22 protein-coding genes are annotated in these 25,916 nt (G+C 70.2%); 11 read left to right on the top strand and 11 right to left on the bottom strand.

Annotated features, from left to right (window positions below; genetic code table 11):
• Position 1: 1 nt before the first annotated feature.
• From LH076_RS10995 to LH076_RS10965, 7 genes are read right to left on the bottom strand one after another with little or no spacing between them, the layout of a single operon-like run.
• A complete protein-coding gene (locus tag LH076_RS10995; RefSeq protein ID WP_227780747.1) occupies positions 2-778 on the bottom strand; it encodes an enoyl-CoA hydratase/isomerase family protein in 777 nt (258 codons plus the stop codon).
• Entirely contained in the window at positions 775-1,815 is a 1,041-nt protein-coding gene (locus LH076_RS10990) for an acyl-CoA dehydrogenase family protein (protein WP_227780746.1), read from the bottom strand. The genes LH076_RS10995 and LH076_RS10990 overlap by 4 nt, the downstream gene beginning before the upstream one ends.
• Entirely contained in the window at positions 1,812-2,969 is a 1,158-nt protein-coding gene (locus tag LH076_RS10985; protein WP_227780745.1) for an acyl-CoA dehydrogenase family protein, read from the bottom strand. The genes LH076_RS10990 and LH076_RS10985 overlap by 4 nt, the downstream gene beginning before the upstream one ends.
• Entirely contained in the window at positions 2,966-4,129 is a 1,164-nt protein-coding gene (locus LH076_RS10980) for a CaiB/BaiF CoA transferase family protein (RefSeq protein ID WP_227780744.1), read from the bottom strand. Before LH076_RS10980 ends, LH076_RS10985 begins: the two co-directional genes overlap by 4 nt.
• Positions 4,126-5,121, bottom strand: coding sequence for an NAD(P)/FAD-dependent oxidoreductase (locus tag LH076_RS10975; protein WP_227780743.1), 996 nt, complete (start codon positions 5,119-5,121; stop codon positions 4,126-4,128). Before LH076_RS10975 ends, LH076_RS10980 begins: the two co-directional genes overlap by 4 nt.
• A gap of 7 nt (positions 5,122-5,128) precedes the next feature.
• A complete protein-coding gene (locus tag LH076_RS10970; protein ID WP_227780742.1) occupies positions 5,129-6,292 on the bottom strand; it encodes a hypothetical protein in 1,164 nt (387 codons plus the stop codon).
• On the bottom strand, positions 6,289-6,837 hold the full coding sequence (locus LH076_RS10965; RefSeq protein WP_227780741.1) for a hypothetical protein: 549 nt from the start codon (positions 6,835-6,837) through the stop codon (positions 6,289-6,291). Before LH076_RS10965 ends, LH076_RS10970 begins: the two co-directional genes overlap by 4 nt.
• Positions 6,838-6,929: 92 nt before the next feature.
• On the opposite strand from LH076_RS10965, the gene LH076_RS10960 reads away from it, so the two are divergent.
• Complete coding sequence (locus tag LH076_RS10960) at positions 6,930-8,276, top strand: D-arabinono-1,4-lactone oxidase (RefSeq protein WP_227780739.1); 1,347 nt, start codon at positions 6,930-6,932, stop codon at positions 8,274-8,276.
• A 29-nt stretch (positions 8,277-8,305) separates the two neighbouring features.
• Entirely contained in the window at positions 8,306-8,731 is a 426-nt protein-coding gene (locus LH076_RS10955) for a MarR family winged helix-turn-helix transcriptional regulator (protein ID WP_227780738.1), read from the top strand.
• A gap of 24 nt (positions 8,732-8,755) precedes the next feature.
• On the opposite strand, the gene LH076_RS10950 is transcribed toward LH076_RS10955, so the two are convergent.
• Both LH076_RS10950 and LH076_RS10945 read right to left on the bottom strand, forming a co-directional pair.
• A complete protein-coding gene (locus LH076_RS10950; protein WP_227780737.1) occupies positions 8,756-9,061 on the bottom strand; it encodes a putative quinol monooxygenase in 306 nt (101 codons plus the stop codon).
• A gap of 27 nt (positions 9,062-9,088) precedes the next feature.
• On the bottom strand, positions 9,089-10,486 hold the full coding sequence (locus tag LH076_RS10945; RefSeq protein WP_227780736.1) for an aspartate aminotransferase family protein: 1,398 nt from the start codon (positions 10,484-10,486) through the stop codon (positions 9,089-9,091).
• Between the two features lie 87 nt (positions 10,487-10,573).
• On the opposite strand from LH076_RS10945, the gene LH076_RS10940 reads away from it, so the two are divergent.
• The 6 genes from LH076_RS10940 to LH076_RS10915 are packed head-to-tail and all read left to right on the top strand — an operon-like array spanning position 10,574 to position 17,575.
• Entirely contained in the window at positions 10,574-12,232 is a 1,659-nt protein-coding gene (locus LH076_RS10940) for an amidohydrolase (protein WP_227780735.1), read from the top strand.
• 14 nt (positions 12,233-12,246) lie between these two features.
• Positions 12,247-13,686, top strand: coding sequence for a gamma-aminobutyraldehyde dehydrogenase (locus LH076_RS10935; protein ID WP_227780734.1), 1,440 nt, complete (start codon positions 12,247-12,249; stop codon positions 13,684-13,686).
• A 2-nt stretch (positions 13,687-13,688) separates the two neighbouring features.
• Positions 13,689-14,696, top strand: a complete 1,008-nt coding sequence (locus LH076_RS10930; protein WP_227780733.1) for an ABC transporter ATP-binding protein — start codon at positions 13,689-13,691, stop codon at positions 14,694-14,696.
• Positions 14,697-15,917 carry an ABC transporter substrate-binding protein gene (locus LH076_RS10925; RefSeq protein WP_227780732.1) on the top strand — a complete coding sequence of 407 codons (1,221 nt, stop codon included), beginning with the start codon at positions 14,697-14,699 and terminating at the stop codon, positions 15,915-15,917.
• 12 nt (positions 15,918-15,929) lie between these two features.
• Positions 15,930-16,778 carry an ABC transporter permease gene (locus LH076_RS10920; protein ID WP_227780731.1) on the top strand — a complete coding sequence of 283 codons (849 nt, stop codon included), beginning with the start codon at positions 15,930-15,932 and terminating at the stop codon, positions 16,776-16,778.
• Positions 16,778-17,575 (top strand): ABC transporter permease, encoded by a 798-nt coding sequence (locus LH076_RS10915; protein ID WP_227780730.1) that lies wholly within the window; start codon positions 16,778-16,780, stop codon positions 17,573-17,575. Before LH076_RS10920 ends, LH076_RS10915 begins: the two co-directional genes overlap by 1 nt.
• Before the next feature lie 64 nt (positions 17,576-17,639).
• Here the strand turns inward: LH076_RS10915 and LH076_RS10910 are convergent, their stop codons facing one another.
• Positions 17,640-19,133 carry an HNH endonuclease signature motif containing protein gene (locus LH076_RS10910; protein WP_227780729.1) on the bottom strand — a complete coding sequence of 498 codons (1,494 nt, stop codon included), beginning with the start codon at positions 19,131-19,133 and terminating at the stop codon, positions 17,640-17,642.
• 186 nt (positions 19,134-19,319) lie between these two features.
• On the opposite strand from LH076_RS10910, the gene LH076_RS10905 reads away from it, so the two are divergent.
• On the top strand, positions 19,320-22,037 hold the full coding sequence (locus LH076_RS10905; RefSeq protein ID WP_227780728.1) for a hypothetical protein: 2,718 nt from the start codon (positions 19,320-19,322) through the stop codon (positions 22,035-22,037).
• Positions 22,038-22,111: 74 nt separating this feature from the next.
• Here LH076_RS10905 and gabT read toward each other — a convergent pair whose 3' ends face one another.
• A complete protein-coding gene (gabT, locus tag LH076_RS10900) occupies positions 22,112-23,443 on the bottom strand; it encodes a 4-aminobutyrate--2-oxoglutarate transaminase (RefSeq protein WP_227780727.1) in 1,332 nt (443 codons plus the stop codon).
• An 18-nt stretch (positions 23,444-23,461) separates the two neighbouring features.
• Here gabT and dxr point away from each other — a divergent pair, with 18 nt between their 5' ends.
• Both dxr and LH076_RS10890 read left to right on the top strand, forming a co-directional pair.
• Entirely contained in the window at positions 23,462-24,562 is a 1,101-nt protein-coding gene (dxr, locus tag LH076_RS10895) for a 1-deoxy-D-xylulose-5-phosphate reductoisomerase (RefSeq protein ID WP_227780726.1), read from the top strand.
• Entirely contained in the window at positions 24,559-25,881 is a 1,323-nt protein-coding gene (locus tag LH076_RS10890; protein ID WP_227780724.1) for a M50 family metallopeptidase, read from the top strand. Before dxr ends, LH076_RS10890 begins: the two co-directional genes overlap by 4 nt.
• Positions 25,882-25,916 lie beyond the last annotated feature (35 nt).

Below are 25,916 nucleotides of genomic sequence, written 5' to 3'. Positions count from 1 at the left end.
TTCAGCGTCCGAGAAACACGGGGGCGCGCCGCTCGAGCGAGGCGGTGATGCCGAGGGCGGCGTCCTCGGTCTGCCAGAGCCGCTCCTGCTCGTCGAGCTCGTGCTCGAGCGCCGCCTCGATCCCGGAGAGCAGGCCCGCCCGCAGCGTGCGGCGCATCGACTGCACGGCCAGGGGAGCCGCAGCCGCCAGGTCGGCGGCCAGGGCGAGTGCGACCGTCCGCTCCTCACCGGCGTCGGCGAGGCGATCGGCGAGGCCGATCGCGAGTGCCTCCTCGGCGTTCACGCGAAGCCCGGTGAGCAGCATCCGTGCAGCCGCGGACTCGCCGACGATGCGGGGGAGGGAGACGCTGAGCGCGAAGCCGCAGTGGAAGCCGAGTCGGGCGAAGTTGGCCTCGAACCGTGTGGTCGGGCCGGCGACGCGGAAGTCGGCTGCGCAGGCGAGGCCGAGCCCCCCACCCACCGCGGCACCCTGCACAGCGGCGACGACAGGCAGATCGAGCCGGAAGATCCGCACGGCCTGCTCGTAGACGGCCGCCGCTGCGGCCCGCGGGTCGCTGGCGCTGTCGCCGTCGACGCTTCCGGTCGGAGCGAGGCTGGCGCCGGCGCAGAAGTGCTTCCCCTCCGAGGCCAGCACGATCGCCCGCGCTCCCTCGGCGGATGCCTGCTCGCCGGCGTCCGCGATCGCCGCGAGCTTGTCCCGGTCGAAGAAGTTGGCCGGCGGGTCTCGCAGCTCGACCAGGGCGACCCGGCCGTCGTGCGTCAGGGTCACCCTGCTCATACGGTCAGCGCTCCTCGGTCGGTGGCGATGGTGGCGACGCGGCGCGCGTCGATGACGGCACTGCCGATCCGGCCGGCGAGTGCACGCTCGGTGCCCCAATCGCCACGCCACGCGTTGAGCCGGCGGGTGAGGTCCTGCAGGACGTACTCCTGGGTCATGCCGATCGCTCCGTGCGCCTGGTGGCCGGACCTGGTGCTGAGGGCGGCGTTCTGGTTGGCCAGCAGCTTGGAGGCGTACGCCGGGAACGACCCCTCCTCGCCGGCGGCGAGTGTGGCCGCGGCCCGGTCCACGCAGAGCCGCGTCATGACCGCGACCTGGGCGAGCTGGACGAGGTGCGAGCGGACGGCCTGGAAGGTGCCGACCGGCCGGCCGAACTGCTCGCGCTGGTAGACGTAGGTGTTGGTCACGTCGTACACGCGCTGCATCGCGCCGTCCATCTGGGCCGCGCGGAGCACGGCGGCCCGTTGGCGCAGCTGCTCCGCGCTGACGACGGCCGCCAGGAGCTCGACGGTCGCGCCGTCGAAGGAGAGGTGGTCGCGCGGCTGGCCGGCGAGGTCGCGGCCCTCACGCACCCAGGCGTCGGAGGGGTCGAGGACGACGAGCTGCTCACCGAGGAGGGTGACGACCCGCTCGGCCGAGCCACCCCAGGCGACGTCGTGGAGCACGCCGGTGGCACGGTTCCCGTCTACTGTGAGGGTGTCGGCCGGCGTACCGGGGGCGACGGACCAGGGCGCTCCTGCGTCGACCGTGCCTCCGGAGGCGGCGAAGGCCCACGTGGCGAGGTGGGTCTCCAGAAGCGGCAGCGGCACGGCATGCGTTCCGGCGGCGCGCAGCAGTGTCACCACGTCGGCGAGCCCGCCGCCGGAGCCGCCGGCCGATTCGTCCACCCCGATCCACGGCAGGCCGAGCTCGGCGACCCTCTGCCACAGGCCCGCGAGCAGCGTGGTGCGCTCGGCCTCGAGGACCACCTCGTGGTCGACCCGCTCGGCGAAGAGTCGGGTGACGAGGTCGTGCAGGTCGTTCCCGGGGTCGCTCACCGTCGGAGCTCCTTCGCGATCAGGTTGTGCAGGATCTCGGTGGTGCCGCCGCGGATCGTCCACGACGGCTTGCTGAGCACCGCAGTGGCCAGCAGGGCCTCGAACGGGTCCTCGGAGGTCGGGTCGGGCATGCGACCGAGGTGGCGCACGACGATCTCGATGCACTCCTGCTCGAAGCGGGTGGCCATGTCCTTGACCAGCGCGGCCTCGGTCTTCGGCAGCTCCCCGGCGTCGACCATGCGGGCGACCGCGAGCGACATGCCGTGGAACGCCCAGCACCGCGACGTGATGCCGGCGAGGTCGTCCTTCAGGCGCGCGTCGGCCGCCGCATCCGTGGCGAGCTCGCGCTGCACCCACCGCTCGAGCACCGGCATGGCCGACATCCAGCGGTCGACGCCGCCCCGCTCGAGGACGAGCTCGCCCTGGTTCTGCATCCAGCCCCAACCGACCTCGCCGAGGCGACGGCTGTCCGGGACGAAGACGTCCTCGAAGGTGAGGAGGCAGAAGTGCAGCTCGCCGTCGATGAAGGGGATCGGGTCGATCCGAAGGCCCTCGGTCTCGCGGTCGATGATGAACTGGGTGAGGCCCGCGTGCTTGTCGTTGCCCGTGCGGAAGAGGCCGAGGATGTAGTCGGCGATGTGCGCGCCGGAGGTCCAGATCTTGCTGCCGTTGATCACCCAGCCGGAGACCCCGTCGCGCTCGGTCGGCTCGGCCTTGCTCCTGATCGAGGCGAGGTCGGAGCCGGAGTCCGGCTCGGACATGCCGATCGCGAAGCAGAGCTCGCCGCTGGCGATCCGTGGCAGGAACTCCTGCTTCTGCGCTGGTGTGCCGTGCAGTGCGATGCTCGGGCCCGACTGCCGGTCGGCGATCCAGTGGTGGCCGACCGGGGCGCCACGGGCGAGCAGCTCCTCGACGACGACCAGCCGCTCCACGGCGGTGCGGCCCCCGCCGCCGTACTCCTGGGGCAGGGCCATGCCCAACCAGCCCTTGGCGCCGAGGTCGCGGGAGAACTCCGGGTCGACGTGGCCCACCATGCCGAGGCCGATCGGGTAGCCGCCCTCCGGCAGCCGCTCATCGAGCCACGCCCGGACCTCCGCCTGCAGCTCGCGCTCGGCGGCGGTCAGCTCGGTCGCCTGCAGTCCGATCGTGCTCATGCCTCCACCTCCGCGCCGGCCCAGAGGGAGGCGGCCTCGTCGGTGTGCTCGCCGATCCCGGGCGCGGGCAGGCGTACGTCGGCAGGCGTGAGTGAGAAGTTCGCCGTCGGCGGGATCGTCCGATAACTGCCGGCGGTCGGGTGCTCCGCGAGCACCAACCCGTCGACCATGTCCTGGAGCGTCACCATCGGGACGGCCGGGATCGACTCACGGCGGCAGAACTCCAGCCACTCGGCCGTCGTGCGGCGCGGCACGATCGCACGGAAGAGCGGGTAGAGCTCGTGTGCGTGCTTGATCGCCTCGGCGAGCGAGGAGAAGCGCGGGTCGTCGAGCAGCTGGGTCTCGCCGACGTCGACGAAGATCTTGAGGAAGTGCCCGGGGTGGTAGGGGAGGATCTGGATCCACCCGTCCTTGGTCTGCTGCGGACGGCGCTCCGGCGTCATGACCCGCGGGTAGCCGGTGGCGGGGGAGTCGCCCTGCGGTGTCGGCGGCTCCGGGATGGCTCCGGCGCCGTGCTCGGCGAGCATGAAGGCGGTCATCGCCTGCACCATCGGCACTTCGACGTGTTGTCCTTGGCCGGTCCGCGCCCGGTGGAAGAGCGCCGCCGTCACCGCCTGTGCGATCGCGAACCCGCAGACCTTGTCGGCGAGGATCGTCGGCAGCAGGCTCGGCTCACCGGCGACGCGGTCCATCATGTCGCCGACCCCGACGGCGGCCTGGATGATGTCGTCGTACGCCGGCAGGTCCTCGTCAACGGAGCCGAGCGCCCAGCCCTGGGCCTGGCAGTAGACGATCTCGGGGTTGAGCTCCCGGATGCTGTCGTAGTCGAGTCCGAGCTTCCGCAACGAGCGCGGCAGCATGGTCGCGACGACGACGTCGGCCTGCTCGACGAGGGTGCGGACGGTGATCGCCTGGTCGGGGTCCTTGAGGTCGAGTGCGACCGACCGCTTGTTGCGCAGCAGGTTGAGCGAGATTCCGGAGAACTGCGGTGTCGGGCCGGGGCCCATGACCCGGTTGGTGTCGCCGCTGGCGGCCTCGATCATCACGACGTCGGCCCCTTGGTCGGCGAGGATCTGTGTCGCGAACGGCCCCATCACCACGCGGGTCAGGTCGAGGACGCGGATGCCGCTGAGCGGTCCGGTCGGGGTCGCGGTGGTCATGCAGGGTGCTCCTCGAGGTAGCGCTGGCAGGCGAGGGCGGCGGCGCAGCCGGCGCCCGCGGCGGTGATGGCCTGGCGGAAGAGGTCGTCGGCGACGTCCCCGGCGGCGAAGACGCCGGGGACGGCGGTGACGCCGCCGGATCCGGTCAGGTGGAGGTGGTCGGTGGGTGTGAGCGAGAGCGCGGTGCCAGCCTTGGCGGCGAGCTCGGTGCGGGGCGTGTGGCCGATCGCGACGAAGAGGCCCTGCACGGAGAGGTCGCACGTGCCGCCGTTCCGGGTCTCGATGCGGGCGGTGGCCAGCCTGCCGCTGTCGTCGGCGTGGATCGACGTGACGACGGCGTCGGTGTGGACCTGCACGTTGGGTCGCGTCCGGACGCGCTCGAGCAGCACCGGCGCGCAGCGGAACGTGTCGCGACGGTGGACGAGGTGGACCCGGCGGGCGTGCTTCGAGACGGCCAGGACCTCCTCCATCGCACTGTCGCCGCCGCCGACGACGGCGACGTCCTTGCCGGCGAAGAGCGGTGCCTCGCAGACGGCGCAGTACGCCACCCCGTTGCCGCCGCCCAGCTCCGCCTCCCCGGGTACGTCGAGGCGCCGGGGCGACGAGCCGGTGGCGAACACCACGGAGCGGGTCCGCAGCGTGCCCTCGGCCGTGTCGATCTCGTGCACCCCGCCCGCATCCGGCACGAGGCGCAGGGCGGTGGCTTCGCGGGTGAAGACCCGAGCACCGGCGTTCTCGGCCTGCTCCCGCATGCGGCCCATCAGTTCGGGGCCGTCGATGCCCTGCGGGAAGCCGGGGAAGTTCTCGACGATCCCGGTGTCCATCAGCTGGCCGCCCACCGCGCCTCCGGCGAGGACGACCGGCGAGGCCTTGGCGCGGGCGAGGTAGATCGCCGCCGTCCAGCCCGCCGGCCCGCCGCCGACGACGACGGCGTCGAGGACGCCGTCGGTCGGCAGCGACGGGACGGCAGGCGCGTTGGCCCAGATACTCACTGCTGGTTCACGACTCCAGGTCGTTCGCCCAGGCGGCGGTCTCATTGAGCGGCGCGACGTCGAAGCCGACACCCTCGCCGGCGCCCGGTACGCGCACGGTCTGGCTCCACATGGCACCGAAGGTCGGCATCCAGGCGGAGTGCTTGCCGGTGCCGCCCGCGACGATGAGCCGGATGTCCTCGGCTGCCCGGGAGATCGGGACGCGGTTCTCCCACTCCTCGAGGCGGAGGCGGTAGCCGCCCCAGAGGCTGGCCTCCTCGAGCTTCTCGACACCGACGCGGGTGGCGTCGACGCGGGCGTGCTCGTGGAGGTACTCCTGCGCCTTGCGCCGGTCGAAGCCGGAGTCGTGCAGGACCTTCGCGTGCTCGGGGCCGAGCGCGACGAACTGGTCGCCGCCGCGGTAGATCGTGTTGGCGCCCGGCGTCGACATGGTCGCGGCGATCGTCTTGAGCAGGTTCTCACCGGTGGTCGACTGGTGATCGTTGATGTTGTGCGGCCCCTCGACCGCGCCGACCGTGACGAAGCTGTCGTCGGCGCTCCAGGCGTCGCCGTACAGCTCGGAGGCGAAGGTGGGCCACGGGCTCTCCGCCTGGTTCTCCGCGAAGCAGAAGGACCACTTGGCCGGCGTGCCCTGGGTGGCGCGGTCGATGTCGCCGGCGACTTCGCCCTCGCCGGGACGGGCACCGCCGATGTTCATCGCGATGAGCCGGATCGCGCGCCCGATGGTGCCGTTGGCGCGGTGGCCGGAGCCCATGCAGCCGGCGCCGCTGCTCACTCCCAGCTGTGCGGCGATCGGGCCCTGGACCACGACCATGAGCGCGCACGGGTGCGTGGTCATCTGCATGCCGTAGAGGTTGAAGTCGGGCTGTTGCATCGCGACGACCGCGGCCTCGATCACCGGCATGTACTCCGGCAGGCAGCCGGCCATGACGGCGTTGGCGGCGAGGCTGCGCAGGGTCAGCTCCGCCCCGCGCGGGGCGATCGGCCCGAGCGACGCGTCGGCGTCGCGGACGGCGGCGGCCAGGAACCGGTCGACCCGCTCCGGTGTGGGTACGACGACGGGCAGCCCGTCCGTCCATCCCCATTGGTGCAGGCGCTCGGCGGCGGCCTCCTCGTCTCCTGCGTCGGCGATGTCGAGCAGGTCGCTGGGCGCGTTGCTGAGGGTCGTCATGCTGCAGACTCCTGGGAGGTGGGGACGGTCAGGCCGGTGATGACCTCGTCGAGGGCGGTCGGGGTGACGCGGTCGAAGGCCTCGCGCGGCGGGATGCCGCCGATGGGGTGCTGCACCACGGAGAGGCCGAGCGCATCGGCGCCCTGGATGGCCAGCACCTGACGGGAGAAGCCCTCGAACTGGGTCGACGCCATGCCGGCGACCGGCAGGCCGCGCTCGGCGAGCGCGGCCATGTCAGCGACGGCCCACGACGCGCACGAGCCGCAGTCGAGCATCGCGACGACGACGGCGTCGCACTCGTCCTTGATCTGGTCGAGTAGCTCGTCGGTGGCAGCGATCGACGGCACGCGCTTGGCGTAGAGCCGCGGCGTGATGCCGAAGCGCTCGACCAGGCCGGTCGCGACACCCTCGAGGACCTTGTCGGCGTTCATCTTGCTGTTGCTGAGGAAGCCGACGGTCAGCCCCCGCAGCTCGGTGAGGGTGTGGCGGGGGATCGAGCGAGGCGCGGCCTCGAAGCTCGTCGGGTTGACGATGGTGACACCCATCGGAGGGCCTCCTTGACGCGATGACGTTGTGATGTCGATCATATGCATCTCGGAAGTTACGTACAAGAGATATTACGAGACAAGGAACATTTATGGGATCACGTCGCCCGGCCGGCGCGGAGGTCTCCGCCGACGGCACCTGGACCAACTTCGCCCAGCGCGTGAGCGTGCGCCCTCAGTGCGCGGTCGCGCCGGCCGACCTCGATGAGCTGCGGACGATGCTGAAGCAGGCGACGGCCGACGGCATGCGGGTCCGGGTGGTCGGCAGCGGCCACTCCTACAACGACGTCGCGATCGCCCCCGAGGTGCAGGTCTCCCTGCGGCACGTCAACCGGGTGCTGCACGTGGACGAGCGACGGGCCCAGATCACCGTGCAGGGCGGCGCGACGCTGCACCAGATCCGCGACCACATGCGACCGCTCGGCCTGGCCTTCGCCAACATGGGCGACATCGACCACCAGTCGATCGGCGGCGCGCTCTCCACCGGCACGCACGGCACCGGCCTGCACATGCCCGCCTTCGCCTCGCAGGTCGTCGCGCTCGAGCTGATGCTCGCCGACGGCTCGATCATCTCCTGCAGCGCCGAGGACACCGACTCCGACCTTTGGGACGCCGCGCGCGTCAGCCTCGGCGCCCTCGGGATCATCGTCTCCGTCACGATCCAGGCGGTGCCGACGTACCACCTGCGCCGCTCGGACTCGGTGGTCAGCCGCCAGCAGGCGTACGCGATCCTCGCCGCACCGCCGGAGACCGGCCATGTCGGCCTCTACTTCATGCCCTACATCGATCAGGTGCTGATGTGGACCGCCGAGCGCACGCAGGATCCGATCGACAAGCCGTCGGCACTGGGCGAGTGGTTCCGCGACGTCGTGAAGGTCAACCACGGCCTCAACGCCATGGGCATGGTCGCGCGCCGGGCGCCGCGGCTCGTTCCGGCCCTGAGCCGCGCCTTCGCCAAGGGGATCAGGCCCGAGACCACGGTCGACAGCTACGACAAGGTCTTCCTCCGACCGCTCTTCGTACGCCACGACGCCTGGGAGTTCGGCGTGCCGCTCGAGCGGGCGCACGACGCCGTGAGCACGCTGATGAGCACGATCGAGGACGCCAAGCTGCCCTACGCCTTCCCATGCGAGACGCGTATCGCGCCCGCCGAGACGGCGTGGCTGCACCCGACACACGGCCGTCCGACGGCCTGCATCGGCGCGGCCATCTACCCGGGCGTGGACGTCGAGACCGCGTGGCAGCAGGCACAGGACGCCGCCGTCGCGCTCGGCGGCCGGCCGCACTGGGGCAAGTGGCACACCCTCGATGCCGCGACGTTGAGCACGCTCTACCCGCGCTGGGACGACTTCGCCGTGCTGCGCGGGCAGCTCGATCCGGACGGCCGCTTCGGCAGCCCGTCGATCGACCGGATCCTCGGGCCGGTGTCGCGGCCGTGAAGCCGGTGAACGGTCAGTAGGGTCTGCGCATGGCGAAGCAGGAGTCCGGAGCGACCGAGCGCGAGATCGAGTCGCTCATGCGGCTGGTCCACGTGATCGAGGCCGAGCACCGCGCGCGCCCGACCTCTGCGCTGGACCTGCGTGCCCGGATGCTCATCCAGGACCTCGGCCTCAACGGCGCGACCCCGATCCTTGCCGTACGTCGCCGCCTGCGCCTGACGCCCTCGACGATGACCAGCCTCGCCGACCGGCTCGAGCGTGACAGTTACATCGAGCGCCGCGCCCACCCGACGGACCGGCGCACCGTCGTGCTGGCGCTCACGCCGGAGGGCGAGCGCGCCTTCGCGGCGGAGAAGGAGTTCTACCGCCACCTCATCGACGACTCGCTGAAGTCCCTCGGCGACGAGGCCCGGGCGCTCGTGCTCTCTGCGCTCGGCGGGATGATCCCGCACTGACGCGCGCTGGCGCGCCGGCGCGCCCTACGCCTGCCGCAACGGCGAGCCGGCAACCTCGAACCGGAAGCCGCCGAACTCGCCCGACAGGATCGGGCGCGCCTCCGCGATCGACCCGCGGACGTCCGGGTGCTCGAGCGAGCGCTGGTGCGCCTCGGCGGAGTCCCAGAGCTCGACGACGAAGACCGTGTCGGGCGACTCCTCCGAGACACCGACCTCGTACAGCTGACAGCCGAGCTCGCGCAGCAGATCGTTGCGACGGGTCAGCGTGGCGACGAGCTCGTCGCGGTGGCCGGGCAGGGTGCCGATCGTGCCGGCGTTCACGAACGTCATGCCGACAACGTAGCGCCGGGCCGGGCCTCAGAGCATCGAGCTCGCCTTCTCCAGCACCACGCGGATGATCTGCTCGATCTCGTCGAACTCGCGCTGACCGATGATCAGCGGGGGAGAGAGCTGGATGACGGGGTCGCCGCGGTCGTCGGCGCGGCAGTAGAGGCCCTCGTCCCACAGCGCCTTGGAGACGTAGCCGTAGAGGATGCGCTCGCACTCCTCATCGCTGAACGTCTCCTTGGTGTCGCGGTCCTTCACGAGCTCGATGCCGTAGAAGTAGCCCGACCCGCGGACGTCGCCGACGATCGGAATGTCCTTGAGCTTGGACAGCGTGGCGAGGAAGGCGGCCTCGTTGGTGTTGACGTTCTCCAGCAGGCCCTCGGACTCGAAGAGGTCCAGGTTGGCCAGGGCGACAGCACAGCTCACGGGATGACCACCGAACGTGTAACCGTGGTAGAACACGTCACCGCTGTCCTTGAACGGCTCGAAGAGCCGCTCCGAGGCGATCATCGCGCCGAGCGGGGAGTAGCCCGACGTCAGGCCCTTGGCCGAGGTGATGATGTCCGGGATGTAGTCGAACTTCTGGCCGCCGAACATCGCCCCGAGTCGCCCGTAGGCGCAGATGACCTCGTCGGAGACCAGCAGGACGTCGTACCGATCGCAGATCTCGCGCACCCGCTGCCAGTAGCCCTCCGGCGGCGGAAAGCAGCCGCCGGCGTTCTGGACCGGCTCGAGGAAGACGGCCGCGACGGTCTCGGGGCCCTCGTTGAGGATCGCGATCTCGATCTGGTCGGCCGCCCACTGGCCGAAGGCCACGGGGTCGGAGCCGTCGAGCAGGCCCGACGTCATCTCGGCTGCGCGGTAGATGTTGGTGTTCGGCACTCGGAAGGTGGACGGCACCAGCGGCTCGAAGGGCGCCTTGAGCGCCGGGATGCCGGTGATCGAGAGGGCGCCCTGGGTCGTGCCGTGGTAGGCGATCGCCCGCGAGATCACCTTGTGCTTGCCGGGCTTGCCCTGCAGCTTGAAGTAGTTCTTGGCCAGCTTCCACGCGGTCTCGACGGCCTCGCCGCCACCGCTGGTGAAGAAGACCCGGTCGAGGTCGCCGGGTGCGGCAGCCGCGATCCGGTCGGCCAACTCGATCGCCGTCGGGTGCGCATAGGACCACAGCGGATGGAAGGCGAGCTCCTGGGTCTGCTTCGCCGCGGCCTCCGCGAGCTCGGTGCGGCCGTGGCCGACCTGGTTGACGAAGAGGCCGGCGAGACCGTCGAGGACCTTCTTGCCCTTCGCGTCCCAGATGTAGGCGCCCTCACCCTTGACGATGATGGGCACGTCGGCCTCGGCATAGGACGAGTGGCGCGTGAAGTGCATCCACAGGTGGTCCTTCGCAGCGCGCTGCATCTGGTCGTACGTCATCGGTTCCCGGGCCATGTCCCGAGTCTAACAACGGAATCCGTTGTTACATGCGTGTCACAAACGTGAATGCGAAGCAAAGCCCGGCTCTGATAGACAGAATCCATGGCTACGACGCTCTTCACAGGTGGTCCGATCTTCGACGGGCACCGCCATCGCAGCGAGGTCGCCGGTGTGCTCGTGCGCGACGGTGTGATCGACACCGTCTATGCCGCCGACGCTGCCGCCCACCTGCCCGGCCCGGGGGAGGTCGATGAGCTGGTCGACCTCGCTGGCGGGCTGCTCACGCCGGGCTTCACCGACGCCCACATCCATGCGGTCCAGGGCGGCCTCGAGCGGATCCGCTGCGACCTCTCCCAGCTCTATGGGCGCGAGGCCTACCTGCAGGCGATCAGGGCGTACGCCGACGCCCACCCCGACCTCCCGTGGATCGTCGGAGGGGGTTGGGCGATGGCCTGCTTCCCGGGCGGCACCCCGCTCGCAGCAGACCTCGACGAGATCCTCCCGGACCGTCCGGTCTTCCTCGTCAACCGCGACCACCACGGTGCCTGGGCCAACTCGAAGGCCTTCGAGATCGCCGGTGTCACGGCCGCCACGCCCGACCCCGCCGACGGCTACCTCGAGCGCGACCAGGACGGCACACCCACCGGCACGCTGCACGAGGGCGCGATGGCGCTGGTCGCCGACCGCCTGCCCGAGACCACCGCGGAGGAGCTCCTGGCCGGGCTGCTCGAGGCCCAGGCCTACCTCTTCTCGGTCGGTGTGACGGGCTGGCAGGACGCGATCATCGGCGCCTACGCGGGCATGTCGGATCCCGGGCCGACGTACGCCTCGGCAGCGCGCAGCGGGCAACTGGCCGCCGATGTCGTCGGCGCGTTGTGGTGGGACCGCGACCGCGGCGTCGAGCAGATCGCCAACCTGGTGGCACGCCGCGAGGCCTACGCCGCCGGGCGGTTCCGCGCGACCAGCGTCAAGGTGATGCAGGACGGTGTGGCCGAGAACGGCACGGCGTCGATGAGCGCGCCCTACCTCGACCGGTGTGGTCACGCGACGCACAACCAGGGGCACTCGTTCGTCGACCCCGGCGTGCTCGCGGAGGCCGCCCCGCTCCTGGCCGCCGAGGGCTTCCAGGTCCACATCCACGCCATCGGTGACGGCGCGGTGACCGAGGCGCTCGATGCACTCGAAGCGGCGATCGCCGCCCACCCCGAGGCGGACCGCCGACACCACGTCGCGCACCTCCAGTTCGTCCGGCCCGACGACCAGCCTCGCTTCGGCCAGCTGGGTATCGCCGTCAACATGCAGACCCTCTGGGCCTGCCAGGACGCACAGATGATCGACCTCACCCTCCCGCACGTCGGGCCGGAGCGCGCGACCTGGCAGTACCCGTGGGCCGCGATGGTGGGCCACGGTGCCCCGCTCGTCGCCGGCAGTGACTGGCCCGTCTCCACGCCCGACCCGTGGAAGGCGTTGCACGTGGCCGTCAACCGCACCGATCCCGACGACGGCGGTGAGCCGCTCAACCCGGAGCAGGCCCTCACTCTCGAGGTCGCGCTCGAGGCCTACACCTCGGGCAGCGCCTGGGTGAACCACCGCGACGACGCGGGCGTGATCGCGCCCGGCCGGACCGCCGACCTCGTCGTCCACGACCGTGACCCCTTCGCGAGCGAGCCGGACGGGATCGCCGACGTGCGCGTCGTCTCCACGTGGGTCGCGGGCGTCAAGGTCCACGACGCGACCATCGCCACATCGCCTGAGAAGTGAGTAGGTTCCGAGCCATGCAGCAGCTCAAGAACGTCATCGACGGTCAGCTCGTCGACGCCGCCGAGGGCACGACGTACGACGTCCACGACCCGGCCACGGGGGAGGTCTACGCCCAGGCGCCGATGTCCGGGGCGGAGGACGTGGACCGTGCCTACGCCGCCGCGGCGAAGGCCTTCGAGGCGTGGGGCGAGACGACGCCGCGCGAGCGCTCCGAGCGGCTGCTCCGCCTCGCCGACGCGATGGAGGCCCGCGCCGAGGACCTGCTCGCCGCCGAGGTCAAGGACACCGGGAAGCCCTACTCGCTCACCAGGAGCGAGGAGATGCCGGCGACCATCGACCACATCCGGTTCTTCGCCGGTGCGGCCCGCACCCTCGAGGGCCGCTCGGCCGGGGAGTACCTCGCCGACCACACCTCGATCATCCGGCGCGAGCCGATCGGCGTCGTCGGGCAGGTCTGCCCGTGGAACTACCCGCTCAACATGATGGCGTGGAAGATCGGCCCGGCGCTGGCGGCGGGCAACACCATCGTGCTCAAGCCCTCGGACACCACTCCGGCCGCGAGTTTGCTGCTCGGCGAGATCGCCCAGGAGTTCCTGCCGCCTGGTGTGCTCAACGTGATCGCCGGCGACCGCAGGACAGGGGCCGCGATGACCGTCCACCCGACGCCGCAGATGATCGCGATCACCGGCTCGGTCCGTGCCGGCATCGAGGTCGCCCAAGCTGCGGCCGTCGATGTGAAGAAGGTCCACCTCGAGCTCGGCGGCAAGGCGCCGGTGATCGTCTTCAACGACGCGGACCTCGGCAAGGCGGCCGCGGCGATCGCCGAGGCGGGCCTCTTCAACGGCGGCCAGGACTGCACCGCCGCCACCCGCGTCCTGGCGCAGGAGGGCATCCACGACGAGTTCGTCGCCGCGCTGGCCGAGGCCGTGCGCTCGCTGAAGACGGGCATGCCGTACGACGATGACACCTACTTCGGTGCACTCAACAACCCCGGCCAGCTCGACCGCGTGGCCGGCGTCGTCGACCGGCTGCCCGACCACGCGAGCGTGGCCACCGGTGGCCGTCAGGCCACGGTGACCGGGGGAGAGGGCGGCTGGTTCTACGAGCCGACCGTGCTCGCTGGACTCCACCAGGACGACGAGCAGATCCAGTCCGAGATCTTCGGCCCGGTCATCACCGCCCAGAGGTTCACCGACGAGCCGCAGGCGCTCGCCTACGCCAACGGAGTGAAGTACGGCCTCGGCTCGTCGGTCTGGACCAGGGACCACGGCACCGCGATGCGCCTGGCCAAGCGTCTCGACTTCGGCGTGGTCTGGATCAACACCCACATCCCGTTCGTCTCCGAGATGCCGCACGGCGGCTTCAAGCACTCCGGCTACGGCAAGGACCTCAGCGTCTACGGGCTTGAGGACTACACCCGGATCAAGCACGTGATGTCCTACATCGGGGAGTGACGATGGCCAGTACGTCGACCCCAGCCATCCGCCTCACCGGGCTGCGTCGCGACTACGGCGAGGTGCGGGCGGTCGACGACATCTCCCTCGAGGTCGCCGACGGTGAGTTCTTCTCCATGCTCGGCCCGTCCGGCTCCGGCAAGACCACCGTGCTTCGGCTGATCGCCGGCTTCGAGCAGCCCACCGCCGGTCTCGTCGAGCTCGGGGGAGTCGACGTCACGAACGTCCCGGCCCACCGGCGTGACGTCAACACCGTCTTCCAGGACTACGCGCTCTTCCCGCACCTCAGTGTGCGGGGCAACGTCGAATACGGCCTCAAGGTCAAGAAGGTGCCCGCGACCGAACGCCGCAAGCGCGCCGAGGAGGCACTCGCACAGGTGCGGCTCGAGGGCTTCGGTGACCGCAAGCCGCACCAGCTCTCCGGTGGCCAGCGGCAGCGCGTCGCCCTCGCCCGCGCCCTGGTCAACCGGCCCACGGTGCTGCTCCTCGACGAGCCGCTCGGAGCCCTCGACCTCAAGCTCCGTCGTGAGATGCAGCTGGAGCTCAAGGAGATCCAGCGCGAGGTCGGCATCACGTTCGTCTTCGTGACCCATGACCAGCAGGAGGCCTTGACGATGAGCGACCGGATCGCCGTCTTCAACGCCGGCCTGATCGAGCAGCTCGCCACGCCCGTGGAGCTCTACGAGCAGCCCGCCAACGCCTTCGTCGCGGGCTTCGTCGGCACGACCAACCTGATCGACGGAGGTGCCGTGCGCCCGGAGCGGTTGCGGCTCGGTGCCCCGGCCCCCGGCGACATGAGCGCGGACGGGGAGATCGTGGAGGTCGTCTACCTCGGCGCTGCCACGCACACGATCGTCGCCCTCGCCGACGGCTCGACCATCACCGTCTCCCAGCCCAACAGCAGTTCCGCGCACCTCGGCGCGCTCCCGAAGCGCGGTGACCGGGTCACGGTCAGCTGGAGCCCCGACGACGTCGTCACTCTGTCACCCACCCTCACCAAGGAGAAGTAGATGAAGAAGTCGCTCACTCTCCGAGCCGGTGCCCTGCTCGCGGTCGGGGCGTTCGCCCTGTCCGCGTGCGGCTCGTCGGACTCGTCCACGGGATCGAACGGGGCCTCCGGGGGCTTCAAGGCGCCCGACGTCCCGATGGTGAAGTCGCTCGGGGACAACGAGGGCTCGGTCAACATCCTCGCCTGGCCGGGCTACGCCGAGGACGGCAGCAACGACCCGGCGTACGACTGGGTGACGCCCTTCGAGAAGGCGACCGGCTGCCAGGCGACGGTGAAGTACTTCGGCTCGTCGGACGAGGCGCTCAACCTGATGAAGACCGGCGACTACGACGTCGTCTCGGCCTCCGGTGACGCCACGCTGCGTCTCATCGCCGGTGGCTACGTGCAGCCCGTCAACACCGACCTGCTCAAGAACTATGCCGACATCCAGCCCTTCCTCAAGGACACGGCCTACAACTCGGTCGACGACCAGATGTACGGCATGCCGCAGGGCTGGGGCGCCAACCTGCTGACCTACAACCCCGACGTCGTGAAGCCGGCCCCGACCAGCTGGGCCGACATGTTCGACCCGTCGTCGCCGTACGCCGGCAAGATCTCGGCCTACGACAGCCCGATCTACATCGCCGACGCCGCGCTGGTCCTCATGAAGACCAAGCCGGAGCTGAAGATCACCAACCCCTACGCGCTCGACCAAAAGCAGTTCGACGCCGCAGTGGCGCTGCTCAAGGACCAGCGCAAGGCCGTCGGTGAGTACTGGAGCGACTACGCAGCCCAGCAACAGGCCTTCGAGAAGGGCGACGACGTCCTCGGCACCTCGTGGCAGGTCATCGTCAACCTGGTCCAGGCCGACAAGAAGCCGATCGAGTCGCTCGTGCCGGACGAGGGCGCGACGGGCTGGTCGGACACGTGGATGATCAACGCGAAGTCCGAGCACCCCAACTGCGCCTACGCCTGGCTCGACTACATCGGCGGGCCGGAGGGGAATGCCGCCTCGGCGTACTACTTCGGTGAGGCACCGGCCAACGCCAAGGCGTGCGACACCATCGCCACGGTCGACAAGGACCCGGGGTTCTGCGACAGCTTCCACGCCGCCGACGCCGACTACGCCAAGAAGATCTGGTACTGGACCACGCCCATCTCGCAGTGTCTCGACGGCCGCACGGACACCAAATGCGTCCCGTACTCGGACTGGGCCAAGGCCTGGACCGAGATCAAGGGCTGATCCGAGACACGCATGAGCAATCAGTCAGGGTCCCCGAGGAGTCGCGCGGCGGGTTGGTCGACGCTGGCCTTCCTCACGCCACCGATGCTGTGGCTCGGTGTCGCCTACCTCGGGGCCCTGGCTGCCCTGCTCCTGACGGCCTTCTGGTCGGTCGACGAGTTCACGGGCGCGGTCGTCCGCACCTTCACCCTCGACAACCTGAACTCACTGCTGACCAACGGCGTGTATCGGACCGTCGCCCTCCGCACGGTCGGCATCGCCGTCGTGGTGACGATCATCGACGCCGTACTGGCGCTGCCGATCGCGTTCTTCATGGCCAAGGTCGCCTCTGCCCGGTGGCAGCGGATCCTGGTGATCGCGGTGCTGATGCCCTTGTGGGCCTCGTACCTGGTCAAGGCCTACGCCTGGCGGGCGATGCTCTCCCACGAGGGACCGCTCGCCTCGCTCGGCATCCACCTCGGCTACGGGCTCACGGGGCTGGTGATCACACTCGCGTACCTCTGGCTGCCCTTCATGATCCTTCCCGTGTACGCCGGCTTCCAGCGCCTTCCGGCCTCCCTGCTTGAGGCCTCGGCGGATCTGGGCGCCTCGTTCGGAACCACCCTCCGTCGCGTGATCGTCCCATCGGTCTTCCCGTCGCTCGTCGCCGGCTCGATCTTCACCTTCTCGCTGTCGCTGGGTGACTACGTGGCCGTGAAGATCGTGGGCGGCCCGACCCAGGTGCTGGGTGGTGTCGTCTATCAGTCCGTCGGTACGGCGAACGACCTGCCGTTCGCCGCAGCGTTGGCCTTCGTGCCGGTCGTCGTGATGCTCGTCTACCTGTGGGCCGTCCGTCGCACCGGCGCTCTGGAGAACCTCTGATGCTCTCTCGTCGCCTCAAGGCCATCCTCGGCGCCGCGACCGCGGTGGTGCTGGCCGTCGTCTACGCGCCGCTGCTGCTCGTGGTGCTCAACTCGTTCAACGTCTCCAAGACGTTCGCCTGGCCACCGACCGGTTACACGCTGACCTGGTGGGACCACGCGGCGCATTCGTCGGGTGCCAAGCATGCGCTGGCCGTCTCGATCGAGGTCGGTCTGATCGCCACCGCGATCTCGCTGGTGCTCGGCACCCTCGCCGCCTTCGGGCTGCAGCGGCAGCGGTTCTTCGGCCGCAACGTCGTCTCGCTGCTGATCATCCTGCCCATCGCCTTGCCGGGCATCGTCACCGGTGTCGCGCTGAACAACATGTTCCAGTCGGTCTTCGGGCTCCGGCTGGGCTTCCTCACCATCGTCGTCGCGCACGCGACCTTCTGCATCGTCACCGTCTTCAACAACGTCCAGGCTCGCCTCCGCCGTCTGCAGGGCTCGCTGCAGGAGGCCTCCGCCGACCTGGGTGCCTCGCCGTTCACGACGTTCCGGCTGGTCACTTTCCCCTTGCTGCGTTCGGCATTGCTGGCTGGTGGTCTCCTCGCCTTCGCCCTCTCGTTCGACGAGATCGTCGTGACCACCTTCACCGCGGGCGCGAATCAACAGACGCTGCCGATCTGGATCTTCTCCAACCTCTTCCGGCCCAACCAGGCCCCGGTCGTCAATGTCGTCGCGGCCTTCCTGATCGTCGTCTCGATCATCCCGATCTGGCTCGCCCAGCGCCTCAGCGGCTCCGACGAGCCCGTGCGTTAGTCGACCGATCGGGCGTCGGCGTCGGCGTCATCGACGTGGCCGGACGCCCGCGACGATCCCGGCGTCAGGCTGCGGGGTGGAGTGGTCGGCTGCCGGGTGGGAGCCAGGTGTAGCGCTCCCGATCGTCGACTCTGGGTGGCGGTTGCCAGACGGGTTGTCGTGTCTCGGGGTCGATCGACACGGTCCATGAGGTGTGGTGGGTCATGGTGTGGTGCCTGCGGCAGAGCAGGATGAGGTTGTCGAGGCTGGTCGAACCGCCGTCGGCCCAATGGACGATGTGGTGGGCGTCGCAGGCGATCGGGAGTCGGTTGCAGCCGGGGAAGGCGCAGTGTCGGTCGCGCAGGACGAGGGCGAGCCAGATCGCTGTGGTGACGAGGCGGTGGGCGCGGCCGACGTCGAGGATCTGGCCGTTGGTGCCGAGGACGCCGGGGATGATCTCCGCGTCACACGCGAGTCGTCGTACGGCGGTGGCGGAGAGGGGGATGCCGTCGGCCAGGGTGGCCGTCTTTGGCGCGGTGGCGGGTCGCTCACCTCGTGGTGGCGTGCGGAACCCCGCGGTGGTGGCGGCTTCTTCGGTGGCCGCGCGTTGTTGTGCCTGCTCGTCGTGGTCGGCGAGTTGCTGGCGGAGGGTGTCGAGGTCGGTGGTGACGAAGATGCGTGCATTGGTTCCGTGGGCGTGGGGGAGGGAGTCGGTGGCGCGCAGGCGGGTGCAGGCGTCGAGGAGGGCGTCCCACATCCGGGCGCCGGAGTCGCGGGGGTCACGGCCGTCGTGGGCGCAGACGGGGTCGGGGCAGCCGCCGGCGTGCTCGAGCCGGTGGCCGTCGGCGTCGCGCTTCCCGACGAGGGCGGGGTCGCCGCCGCAGGCGCCGGGTTCGGTGGTGACGGGTGCGGCGAGGGGCATGAGGACGGCTTTGATGAGCTCGGCTTCCTCGGGCGAGCCGTAGCCCTTGATCTTCACGCCGCCGAAGCGGTCGGTGGAGAAAGAGAGGAACCTTGCCTGGTGGGCTGCTCGTTCGCGGATGGGGAGGTCGAGGTCGTAGGCGTGGAGGGTGTCATCAAAGTCGATCTCGGTGAGGACGTCGTCGAACTGCTTCTCCAGGTCGGTGGCGTCGAACTGCTCGGCGCGGGCCAGCATCGCCTCGACCGCCGCAGCCCGCAGATCCTCGGCAGGTCGCGGGAGCTTCGCCACGGACTGGGCGATCACCCGTGCCTGGGAGAGCGACACCTCACCGGCGCTGAGTGCCTCGCGGAGTCGGGGGAGGAGCTTGGTCTGCTCGGCGAGCCGGACCAGTCCGCCGCCGGAGCCCTTGTAGCCCCCGAGCTGTGCGGTGAGGAAGTCCTTCGCGCTCGCCCACCCGTGCTTCGCCGCGGCGTCGGTGAGCTCGAGCTCGTGGGCCACCGCGACGAGGGCACCCTCGATGACTGCCTTCGCCTGCGCGAGAGCCGCCGCGGCTGCCGGCAGATCCTCTTCAGGAAGCTCACTCCAGCACACGCCGGCAAGGCCCTGGAGCCCGGTGAGGGCTGTCAGGGCCTGCTGTGCAGGGGCCGAGAGTGCCATGCACTCAGCCTACTCGAACGTGTGTTCGAAATCAAGAGGATCGAGACATTTCTCCTGGTCTAGACACGGGCCAGGCGTTTGTTGCCACACTGGCTTGCTGGCAGCAGGAAGTGCGATTGCCCGTAACGGTGGTGAGCAGGCTCACGTTCTACGAGCAATCATCTCTTCCGCCAGGGGGTTCCACCCGTGCTGCACCTTCACCGCGCCACATGGCGCACGCCGTTCCGCGGCCTGGCCCTCGCGGTGCTCCTCGCCGCGATGCTGGCCTACGTCGCACCGTCCTATGCCGCGGCGTCGCCCGCGGTCTTCGTCTCCGGCACCGTCACCGATGACAACGCCACGCCGATCAGCGGCGTGAAGGTCAAGGCCTTCGCGCTCTCCGCCGACGCGGGCACCGGTCGACACTGGACGGAGATCGCGCCGATCAACAGCACGAGCAACACCACGGACGTCAACGGCAAGTGGGCGGTCCAGCTACCGCCGGGCACCTACAAGTTCGAGTACGTCGGCGCGGCGTACGCCGACCAGTACGACCCCGACGCGGGCTTCATCGACCAGGGCACCAGCAGCGCGGTCACGACCGCCAACCAGACCAAGGACCTCGGCATCGCCAAGCTGCACCGCCCGGCGACGTTCAAGGGCAAGCTGACCGACTCGGGCGGCAACCCTCTCGCGGCCGGGACCGTCACGGTCGAGTACCGCTTCCCTGACGGCACCTGGGGCAACGGCCCGACCGCGACGACCGCCACGAACGGCTCGTGGTCCGTGGTCGCCCCGCCGACGACCCCGCTCAACTCCGCCTACCGGATCCGGATCGACGCCACCGGCTTCCGCACTGCCTGGCGCTCGACCGTCGGGACGGACGGCACCACGACCGACTCCGCGCAGGCAAGCTCCACCACCGGCTCGGCCGGCACCACCACCGACCTCGGCACGGCGGTGCTCCGCGCGACCACCTCCCAGGCGGGGACCCTCAACGGCACTGTCCGCACCGCCGCAGGTCAGATCCCGGCCAGCGGCTCGGTCCAGCTCTACTCGCGTCGGGTGACCACCACCGCCAGCGGCGCACGCCACGAGACCTGGAGCACCGCGGCTGTCGTCGCGTCCTACGCCAACGGCACCTACACCGCCGATGTCCCGCAGGGCGACTACCGGCTCGCGTTCTTCCCGGGCAACGACGCTCCGACATTCTACCCGGCGGCCCGCGGCCTCGACGGCGCCACCACGCTGACCGTGGGCCCGGGCACCACGAAGACCGCCAACCTCATCCTGCCCGCCCCCGGCACCGTGTCGGGCCACGTCACCTTCGCCTCCACTCCGGTCGACGCCAGCCTGACCGCGATCGCGCCGTACGTCAGCTCGATCGACAACGGTGTGCCGTCGGTGACCTACCTGCGCGTGACCCCGGCGTCGAACCTGACCACGGGCTCTGACTCGGCCTTCAGCTTCAGCCTCAGTGCAGGCTCATGGCTGATCGAGGCCTCCGACAGCGCGGGCCACACTGCGCTGTACCCGAACGCTCCCTCGAGCGTCACCGCCCAGGCTGTGCCCGTCACGGCCGGCGGCACCATGTCGAACGTCGACATCGAGATTGCTCCCCAGCCCGCCGCCCTGACGGCCGTGACCAACACGGTCAGGCCGACCATCTCGGGCAACACCGCGCAGGGCAGCACTCTCACCGCAGACCCGGGGGCGTGGCTACCTGGCGGGGCCACGTCTCCGGCCTACCAGTGGAAGGCTGATGGGGTCGCGATCACCGGCGCCACCAGTTCGACCTTCACGCCGGGCTCGGACCAGGCAGGCAAGCAGATCTCCGTCACCGTGACCGTCGGCAAGACCGGCCTCGCGAGCGGCACCGCCACCTCGGCCAGCACGTCGAAGATCCCGGCCGGCCTGCTCGACGGCCTCACGGGCGGCGGGACCACCAGTGGCGGGACCGATCCCATCACCGGTGTCGTCTGCGGCCTGCTCCCGATCTGCCCCACGGAAACGTCCGACTCGCCCCTCGACGACCTCCTGGGCGGCTTGACGGGCAGTGGCGGCGACTCGTCGCCGACCAACTCGGCCCTCCCGACCATCACCGGCACCCCGGCGGTCGGCTCGCTCCTCACCGTCAACCCGGGCACGTGGAGCAGCACGGGCACGGCCCAGTACCAGTGGCTCTCCGACGGCGTCCCGCTCGCGTGGGCCAACGGTCCGCGGCACGTCGTGAGCCTCGCCGAGGGCGGCAACAAGCTGTCGGTCAAGGTCTGGTTCACCGACGGCACCACCGGCCTCACCGGTTCCGCCCTGACCGCGGTCACCGCGGCTGTTCCCGTGCCGGTGATCGCCAACCTCACGGCACCCACGGTCACGGGCACCGCCCGGGTAGGCGAGACCCTTGTCGCCGGCATCGGCACCTGGGACCCGCAGCCGACCACGTGGCGCTTCCAGTGGAAGGTCGGCGGCACCGCCGTCTCCGGCGCCACCAGCAGCACGTACGTCGTCCGGCCGGCCGACCTCGGCAAGACGGTGACCGTCGACGTGACCCCGTCACGTCTCGGGTACACCGGCTCCGCAGTGACCTCGTCGGCCTCCGCCGCAGTCGCGCCAGCTGTTGTGGTCCCGCCGAAGACCACGCCCGCTGCTCACCCGAAGGCCGTCATCGGGGTGGCCACGAAGGCGCTCAAGCACCGCAAGCTCCGCGTCACCGTCACGCTGTCCGCGTCGGGCGTCCGCGCCTTCACCGGCTGGCTGACGGTCCGCGTCGGAGGCCGCAGCAAGGTCGCGCTCGCGCACAACGGCCGGATCGTCGTCACGCTGACGAAGCTGCGCAAGGGCAAGCGGACCCTCAAGGTCACCTTCGACCGCTCGACGGCCGTCACCTCGACGTCGGTCACGAAGAAGGTGAAGATCAAGGCGTAGGGACTCCTCGATCAGGGGGAGGCACGGGCGGCACCGCTTCGGCGGGGCCGCCCGTGTCGCGTTCGGTCTGGCGTCTAAGCCGTCGCGGCGAAGGCCTCGGCGACGACGTCGAAGGCCTCCTCGAGCAGCTCGTCGCTGATCGACAGCGGCGGCAGGAAACGGAAGACGTTGCCCCACGTACCGGCGGTGAGGACCATGATGCCGTTCTGGTGGCAGTACGCCGCCACGGCGTTCGTCCGCAACGGGTCGGGCTCCAGCGTGCCGGCCTTGGTGATCTCGATGGCCTTCATCGCGCCGCGGCCCCGGACCTCGGCGACGGTCGGGTGCTCGGCCTTGATCGCCTCGAGCCGCCGCTGCATCAGGTCACCGATCGCGCGTGCGCGGGCAGCGAGGTCGTGGGTCTCCATCTCCTCGATCGCACCGAGTGCGGCGGCGCACGCGACCGGGTTGCCGCCGTACGTGCCGCCGAGGCCGCCGGCGTGGACGGAGTCCATGAGCTCGGCCCGACCGGTCACTGCGGACAGCGGAAGTCCACCGGCGATGCCCTTGGCGGTGGTGACCATGTCGGGGACGACGCCCTCGTGGTCCACGGCGAACCAGTCACCGGTGCGGACGAAGCCCGACTGGATCTCGTCGGCGATGAAGACGATCCCGTTCTCGCGGGCATAGGCGGCGAGCGCCGGCAGGAAGCCGGGCGCCGGGACGACGAAACCGCCCTCGCCCTGGATCGGCTCGATGACGATCGCGGCCACGCGGGTCTCGCCCACCTGCGCGTGGATCATGTCGATCGCGCGGGCGGCGGCGTCGGCGCCGGAGAGGCCGTCGCGCAGCGGATAGGACATCGGGACGCGGTAGACGTCGCCGGCGAACGGACCGAAGCCGTCCTTGTACGGCATGTTCTTCGCCGTCATCGCCATCGTGAGGTTGGTGCGGCCGTGGTAGGCGTGGTCGAAGACGACCACGGCGTTGCGGCCGGTCGCGTGGCGGGCGATCTTGATCGCGTTCTCGACGGCCTCGGCGCCGGAGTTGAAGAGTGCGGACTTCTTGGCGTGGTCACCCGGCGTGAGCTCGGCCAACTTCGCCGCAACGTCGACATAGCCGTCGTACGGCGTCACCGTGAAGCAGGTGTGCGTGAACGCGGCGAGCTGCTCGCTCGCGCGGGCGACGACCTTCTCGGCGCTGTTGCCGACCGTCGTGACGGCGATGCCGGAGCCGAGGTCGATCAGGGAGTTGCCGTCGACGTCGACGAGGATGCCGCCACCGGCCGCCTCGATGAAGACCGGCAGCGTGGTGCCGACACCGTCGGCGACGAACGCCTTCTTGCGGTCCAGTCGTTCCTGGGACAGGGGGCCGGGGATGGCCGTGACGAGGTTGCGCTTCTGGGGAATCGTGGGGCCACCGCTCATGTGGGAAACAATATCGCCATGCGTGCCCCCCGTGATGTGGTCATCCTCGGCTCGACCGGCTCGATCGGCACCCAGGCGCTCGATCTGGTCCGGGCCAACCCGGCCCGCTTCCGCGTGGTCGGGCTGACGGCGGGCGGCTCCAACCGGGAGCTCTTCGAGGCGCAGGTACGCGAGTTCGCGCCGGCCTTCGCCGGACTGGGTGAGCAGGCGTCGATCGAGGCCGCCTCCATGTCGTGCGACGTGGTGCTCAACGGGATCACGGGCGCGGTGGGGCTGCGGCCGACACTGGCCGCCCTCGACGCCGGCACCACGCTCGCGCTGGCCAACAAGGAATCGCTCATCATGGGCGGCCCACTTGTCCTCGACCGGGCCAAGCCCGGCCAGATCGTGCCCGTCGACTCCGAGCACTCCGCCATCGCGCAGTGCCTCCGCTCCGGCGCTCCCGACGAGGTACGCCGACTGGTGCTCACCGCGAGCGGTGGACCCTTCCGCGGCCGATCCCGCGCGTCCCTGGCGACGGTGACGGTGGAGGAGGCGCTCAACCACCCCACCTGGGCGATGGGTCCGGTCATCACGATCAATTCCGCGACGCTCGTCAACAAGGGGCTCGAGGTGATCGAGGCGCACCTGCTCTTCGGGATCCCGTTCGACCGGATCTCGGTCGTCGTCCACCCGACGTCCGTCGTGCACTCGATGGTCGAGTTCATCGACGGCTCCACCATCGCCCAGGCGAGCCCGCCGACCATGCTGATCCCGATCGCGCTGGGCATGGACTGGCCCGAGCGGGTCCCGCGGGCCGCGCCGGCGGTGGACTGGACGCAGTCCAACACCTGGGAGTTCTTCCCCCTCGACGACGAGGCCTTCCCGGCAGTCTCCCTCGCACGACAGGCGGGGGAGCGTGGCGGCACGGTGCCGGCGGTCTACAACGCGGCCAACGAGGTCGCCGTCGATGCCTTCCGCACCGGAAGGCTGCCGTTCACGGGCATCGTGGACACGGTCGGCTCAGTGATCGCTCAGGCTGTCGACGTACGCTCGGAGACGGCCCTGACCGTGGACGACATCCTCGACGCGGACGCCTGGGCCCGCGAGACCGCCGCCGCACTGATCGGACATAAGTGACCGCCGCCCTCCTCTACACCGTCGGGATCGTCGCCTTCTTCGCCGCGATCCTGGCCTCCATCGGCCTGCACGAGCTCGGCCACCTGATCCCGGCCAAGCGCTTCGGCGGCAAGGTCACGCAGTACTTCATCGGCTTCGGCCCCACGCTGTGGTCGCGCCAGCGCGGCGAGACCGAGGTCGGGATCAAGGCGATCCCGCTCGGCGGCTACGTGAAGATCATCGGCATGCTCCCGCCCGGACCGAAGGGCGAGCAGCGCGATTCCAATACCGGCATGTTCACCCAGCTGATCCACGACGCGCGCAAGGCCGAGTGGGACCTCGTGACGCCGGAGGACGAGGGCCGGCTCTTCTACAAGCTGCCGTGGTGGAAGAAGGTCATCGTCATGGCCGGCGGACCGACGGTGAACATCCTCATCGCGTTCGTCTGCTACCTCCTCATCTTCGGTGCGTACGGGGTCCGCGAGCAGGTTCCGAACGCCGGCCGACCGGTCATGGCCGAGGTCACGCAGTGCGTCGTCCCCTACGCCGAGCAGCGCACCGACTGCCGAGCCAGCGATCCCAAGTCACCCGCGGCCATCGCCGGGCTGCTTCCCGGTGACGAGATCACCTCGTTCAACGGCTCACCGGTGACCTCGTGGGCCGACCTGAAGGCCGCGGTGCGGGCCAATGCCGACGGCGCCGCGACGATCGGCTTCCTTCGCGACGGCCAGGCCATGACGGCCCGCACCAACACGACGGTCGAAGCCCGCCCGACGTCCGAGACCGACGAGACCCTGCGCCAGGTCGGCTTCCTCGGCGTCACGCCCGCCTCGCACATCAGGGTCACCCACGGGGGGCCGATCTTCACGATCAAGCAGATGTGGGGGATGACCAAGGCCTCCGTCACCTCCTTCGTCCACCTTCCGAGCAAGGTGTGGGGCGTCGCCAAGGCGATCGTCGGCGTCGAGCCGCGGGCCGTGGACTCGCCCGTCTCGATCGTCGGCGGCGGCCGGATGGCCGGCGAGACCGTCGCCGAGAAGGGCTTCCCGCTCGTCGACAAGCTGGTCTTCCTGCTCACCCTCGTGGGCGGTTTCAACCTCTTCATCGGGCTCTTCAACTTCATCCCGCTGCTCCCGCTCGACGGCGGCCACATCGCCTCCGCGCTGTGGGAGGGCGTCCGCCGGGGATTCGCTCGCCTCGCACGTCGCCCCGACCCGGGTTTCGTCGATGCCGCCAAGCTGCTCCCCATCGCGTACGTCGTGGCCGCAGGGATGCTCGTCATGGGAGTCGTCCTCATCGTGGGTGACCTGGTCGTTCCTGTTCACCTGCCGGCTGAGTGATTGCGGCCTCCCCGACCTAGGATCGATCTGTGACT

Origin of the sequence: Nocardioides sp. Kera G14 (genome assembly GCF_020715565.1) — a bacterium.
GTDB lineage: Bacteria > Actinomycetota > Actinomycetes > Propionibacteriales > Nocardioidaceae > Nocardioides.
The sequence above is the reverse complement of the archived record's forward strand: the minus strand, read 5'-3'. Positions and strand labels throughout refer to the sequence as shown.

Coding starts and splice junctions, on each gene's coding strand:
- LH076_RS10980 (WP_227780744.1), bottom strand. CDS start 4,129: ATGACCACCGCGACCCCGACCGGACCGCTCAGCGGCATCCGCGTCCTC.
- LH076_RS10945 (WP_227780736.1), bottom strand. CDS start 10,486: ATGGCCCGGGAACCGATGACGTACGACCAGATGCAGCGCGCTGCGAAG.
- LH076_RS10995 (WP_227780747.1), bottom strand. CDS start 778: ATGAGCAGGGTGACCCTGACGCACGACGGCCGGGTCGCCCTGGTCGAG.
- LH076_RS10930 (WP_227780733.1), top strand. CDS start 13,689: ATGGCCAGTACGTCGACCCCAGCCATCCGCCTCACCGGGCTGCGTCGC.
- LH076_RS10970 (WP_227780742.1), bottom strand. CDS start 6,292: ATGACGACCCTCAGCAACGCGCCCAGCGACCTGCTCGACATCGCCGAC.
- LH076_RS10935 (WP_227780734.1), top strand. CDS start 12,247: ATGCAGCAGCTCAAGAACGTCATCGACGGTCAGCTCGTCGACGCCGCC.
- LH076_RS10955 (WP_227780738.1), top strand. CDS start 8,306: ATGGCGAAGCAGGAGTCCGGAGCGACCGAGCGCGAGATCGAGTCGCTC.
- LH076_RS10950 (WP_227780737.1), bottom strand. CDS start 9,061: ATGACGTTCGTGAACGCCGGCACGATCGGCACCCTGCCCGGCCACCGC.
- LH076_RS10985 (WP_227780745.1), bottom strand. CDS start 2,969: ATGAGCACGATCGGACTGCAGGCGACCGAGCTGACCGCCGCCGAGCGC.
- dxr (WP_227780726.1), top strand. CDS start 23,462: ATGCGTGCCCCCCGTGATGTGGTCATCCTCGGCTCGACCGGCTCGATC.
- LH076_RS10940 (WP_227780735.1), top strand. CDS start 10,574: ATGGCTACGACGCTCTTCACAGGTGGTCCGATCTTCGACGGGCACCGC.
- gabT (WP_227780727.1), bottom strand. CDS start 23,443: ATGAGCGGTGGCCCCACGATTCCCCAGAAGCGCAACCTCGTCACGGCC.
- LH076_RS10920 (WP_227780731.1), top strand. CDS start 15,930: ATGAGCAATCAGTCAGGGTCCCCGAGGAGTCGCGCGGCGGGTTGGTCG.
- LH076_RS10915 (WP_227780730.1), top strand. CDS start 16,778: ATGCTCTCTCGTCGCCTCAAGGCCATCCTCGGCGCCGCGACCGCGGTG.
- LH076_RS10925 (WP_227780732.1), top strand. CDS start 14,697: ATGAAGAAGTCGCTCACTCTCCGAGCCGGTGCCCTGCTCGCGGTCGGG.
- LH076_RS10960 (WP_227780739.1), top strand. CDS start 6,930: ATGGGATCACGTCGCCCGGCCGGCGCGGAGGTCTCCGCCGACGGCACC.
- LH076_RS10910 (WP_227780729.1), bottom strand. CDS start 19,133: ATGGCACTCTCGGCCCCTGCACAGCAGGCCCTGACAGCCCTCACCGGG.
- LH076_RS10965 (WP_227780741.1), bottom strand. CDS start 6,837: ATGGGTGTCACCATCGTCAACCCGACGAGCTTCGAGGCCGCGCCTCGC.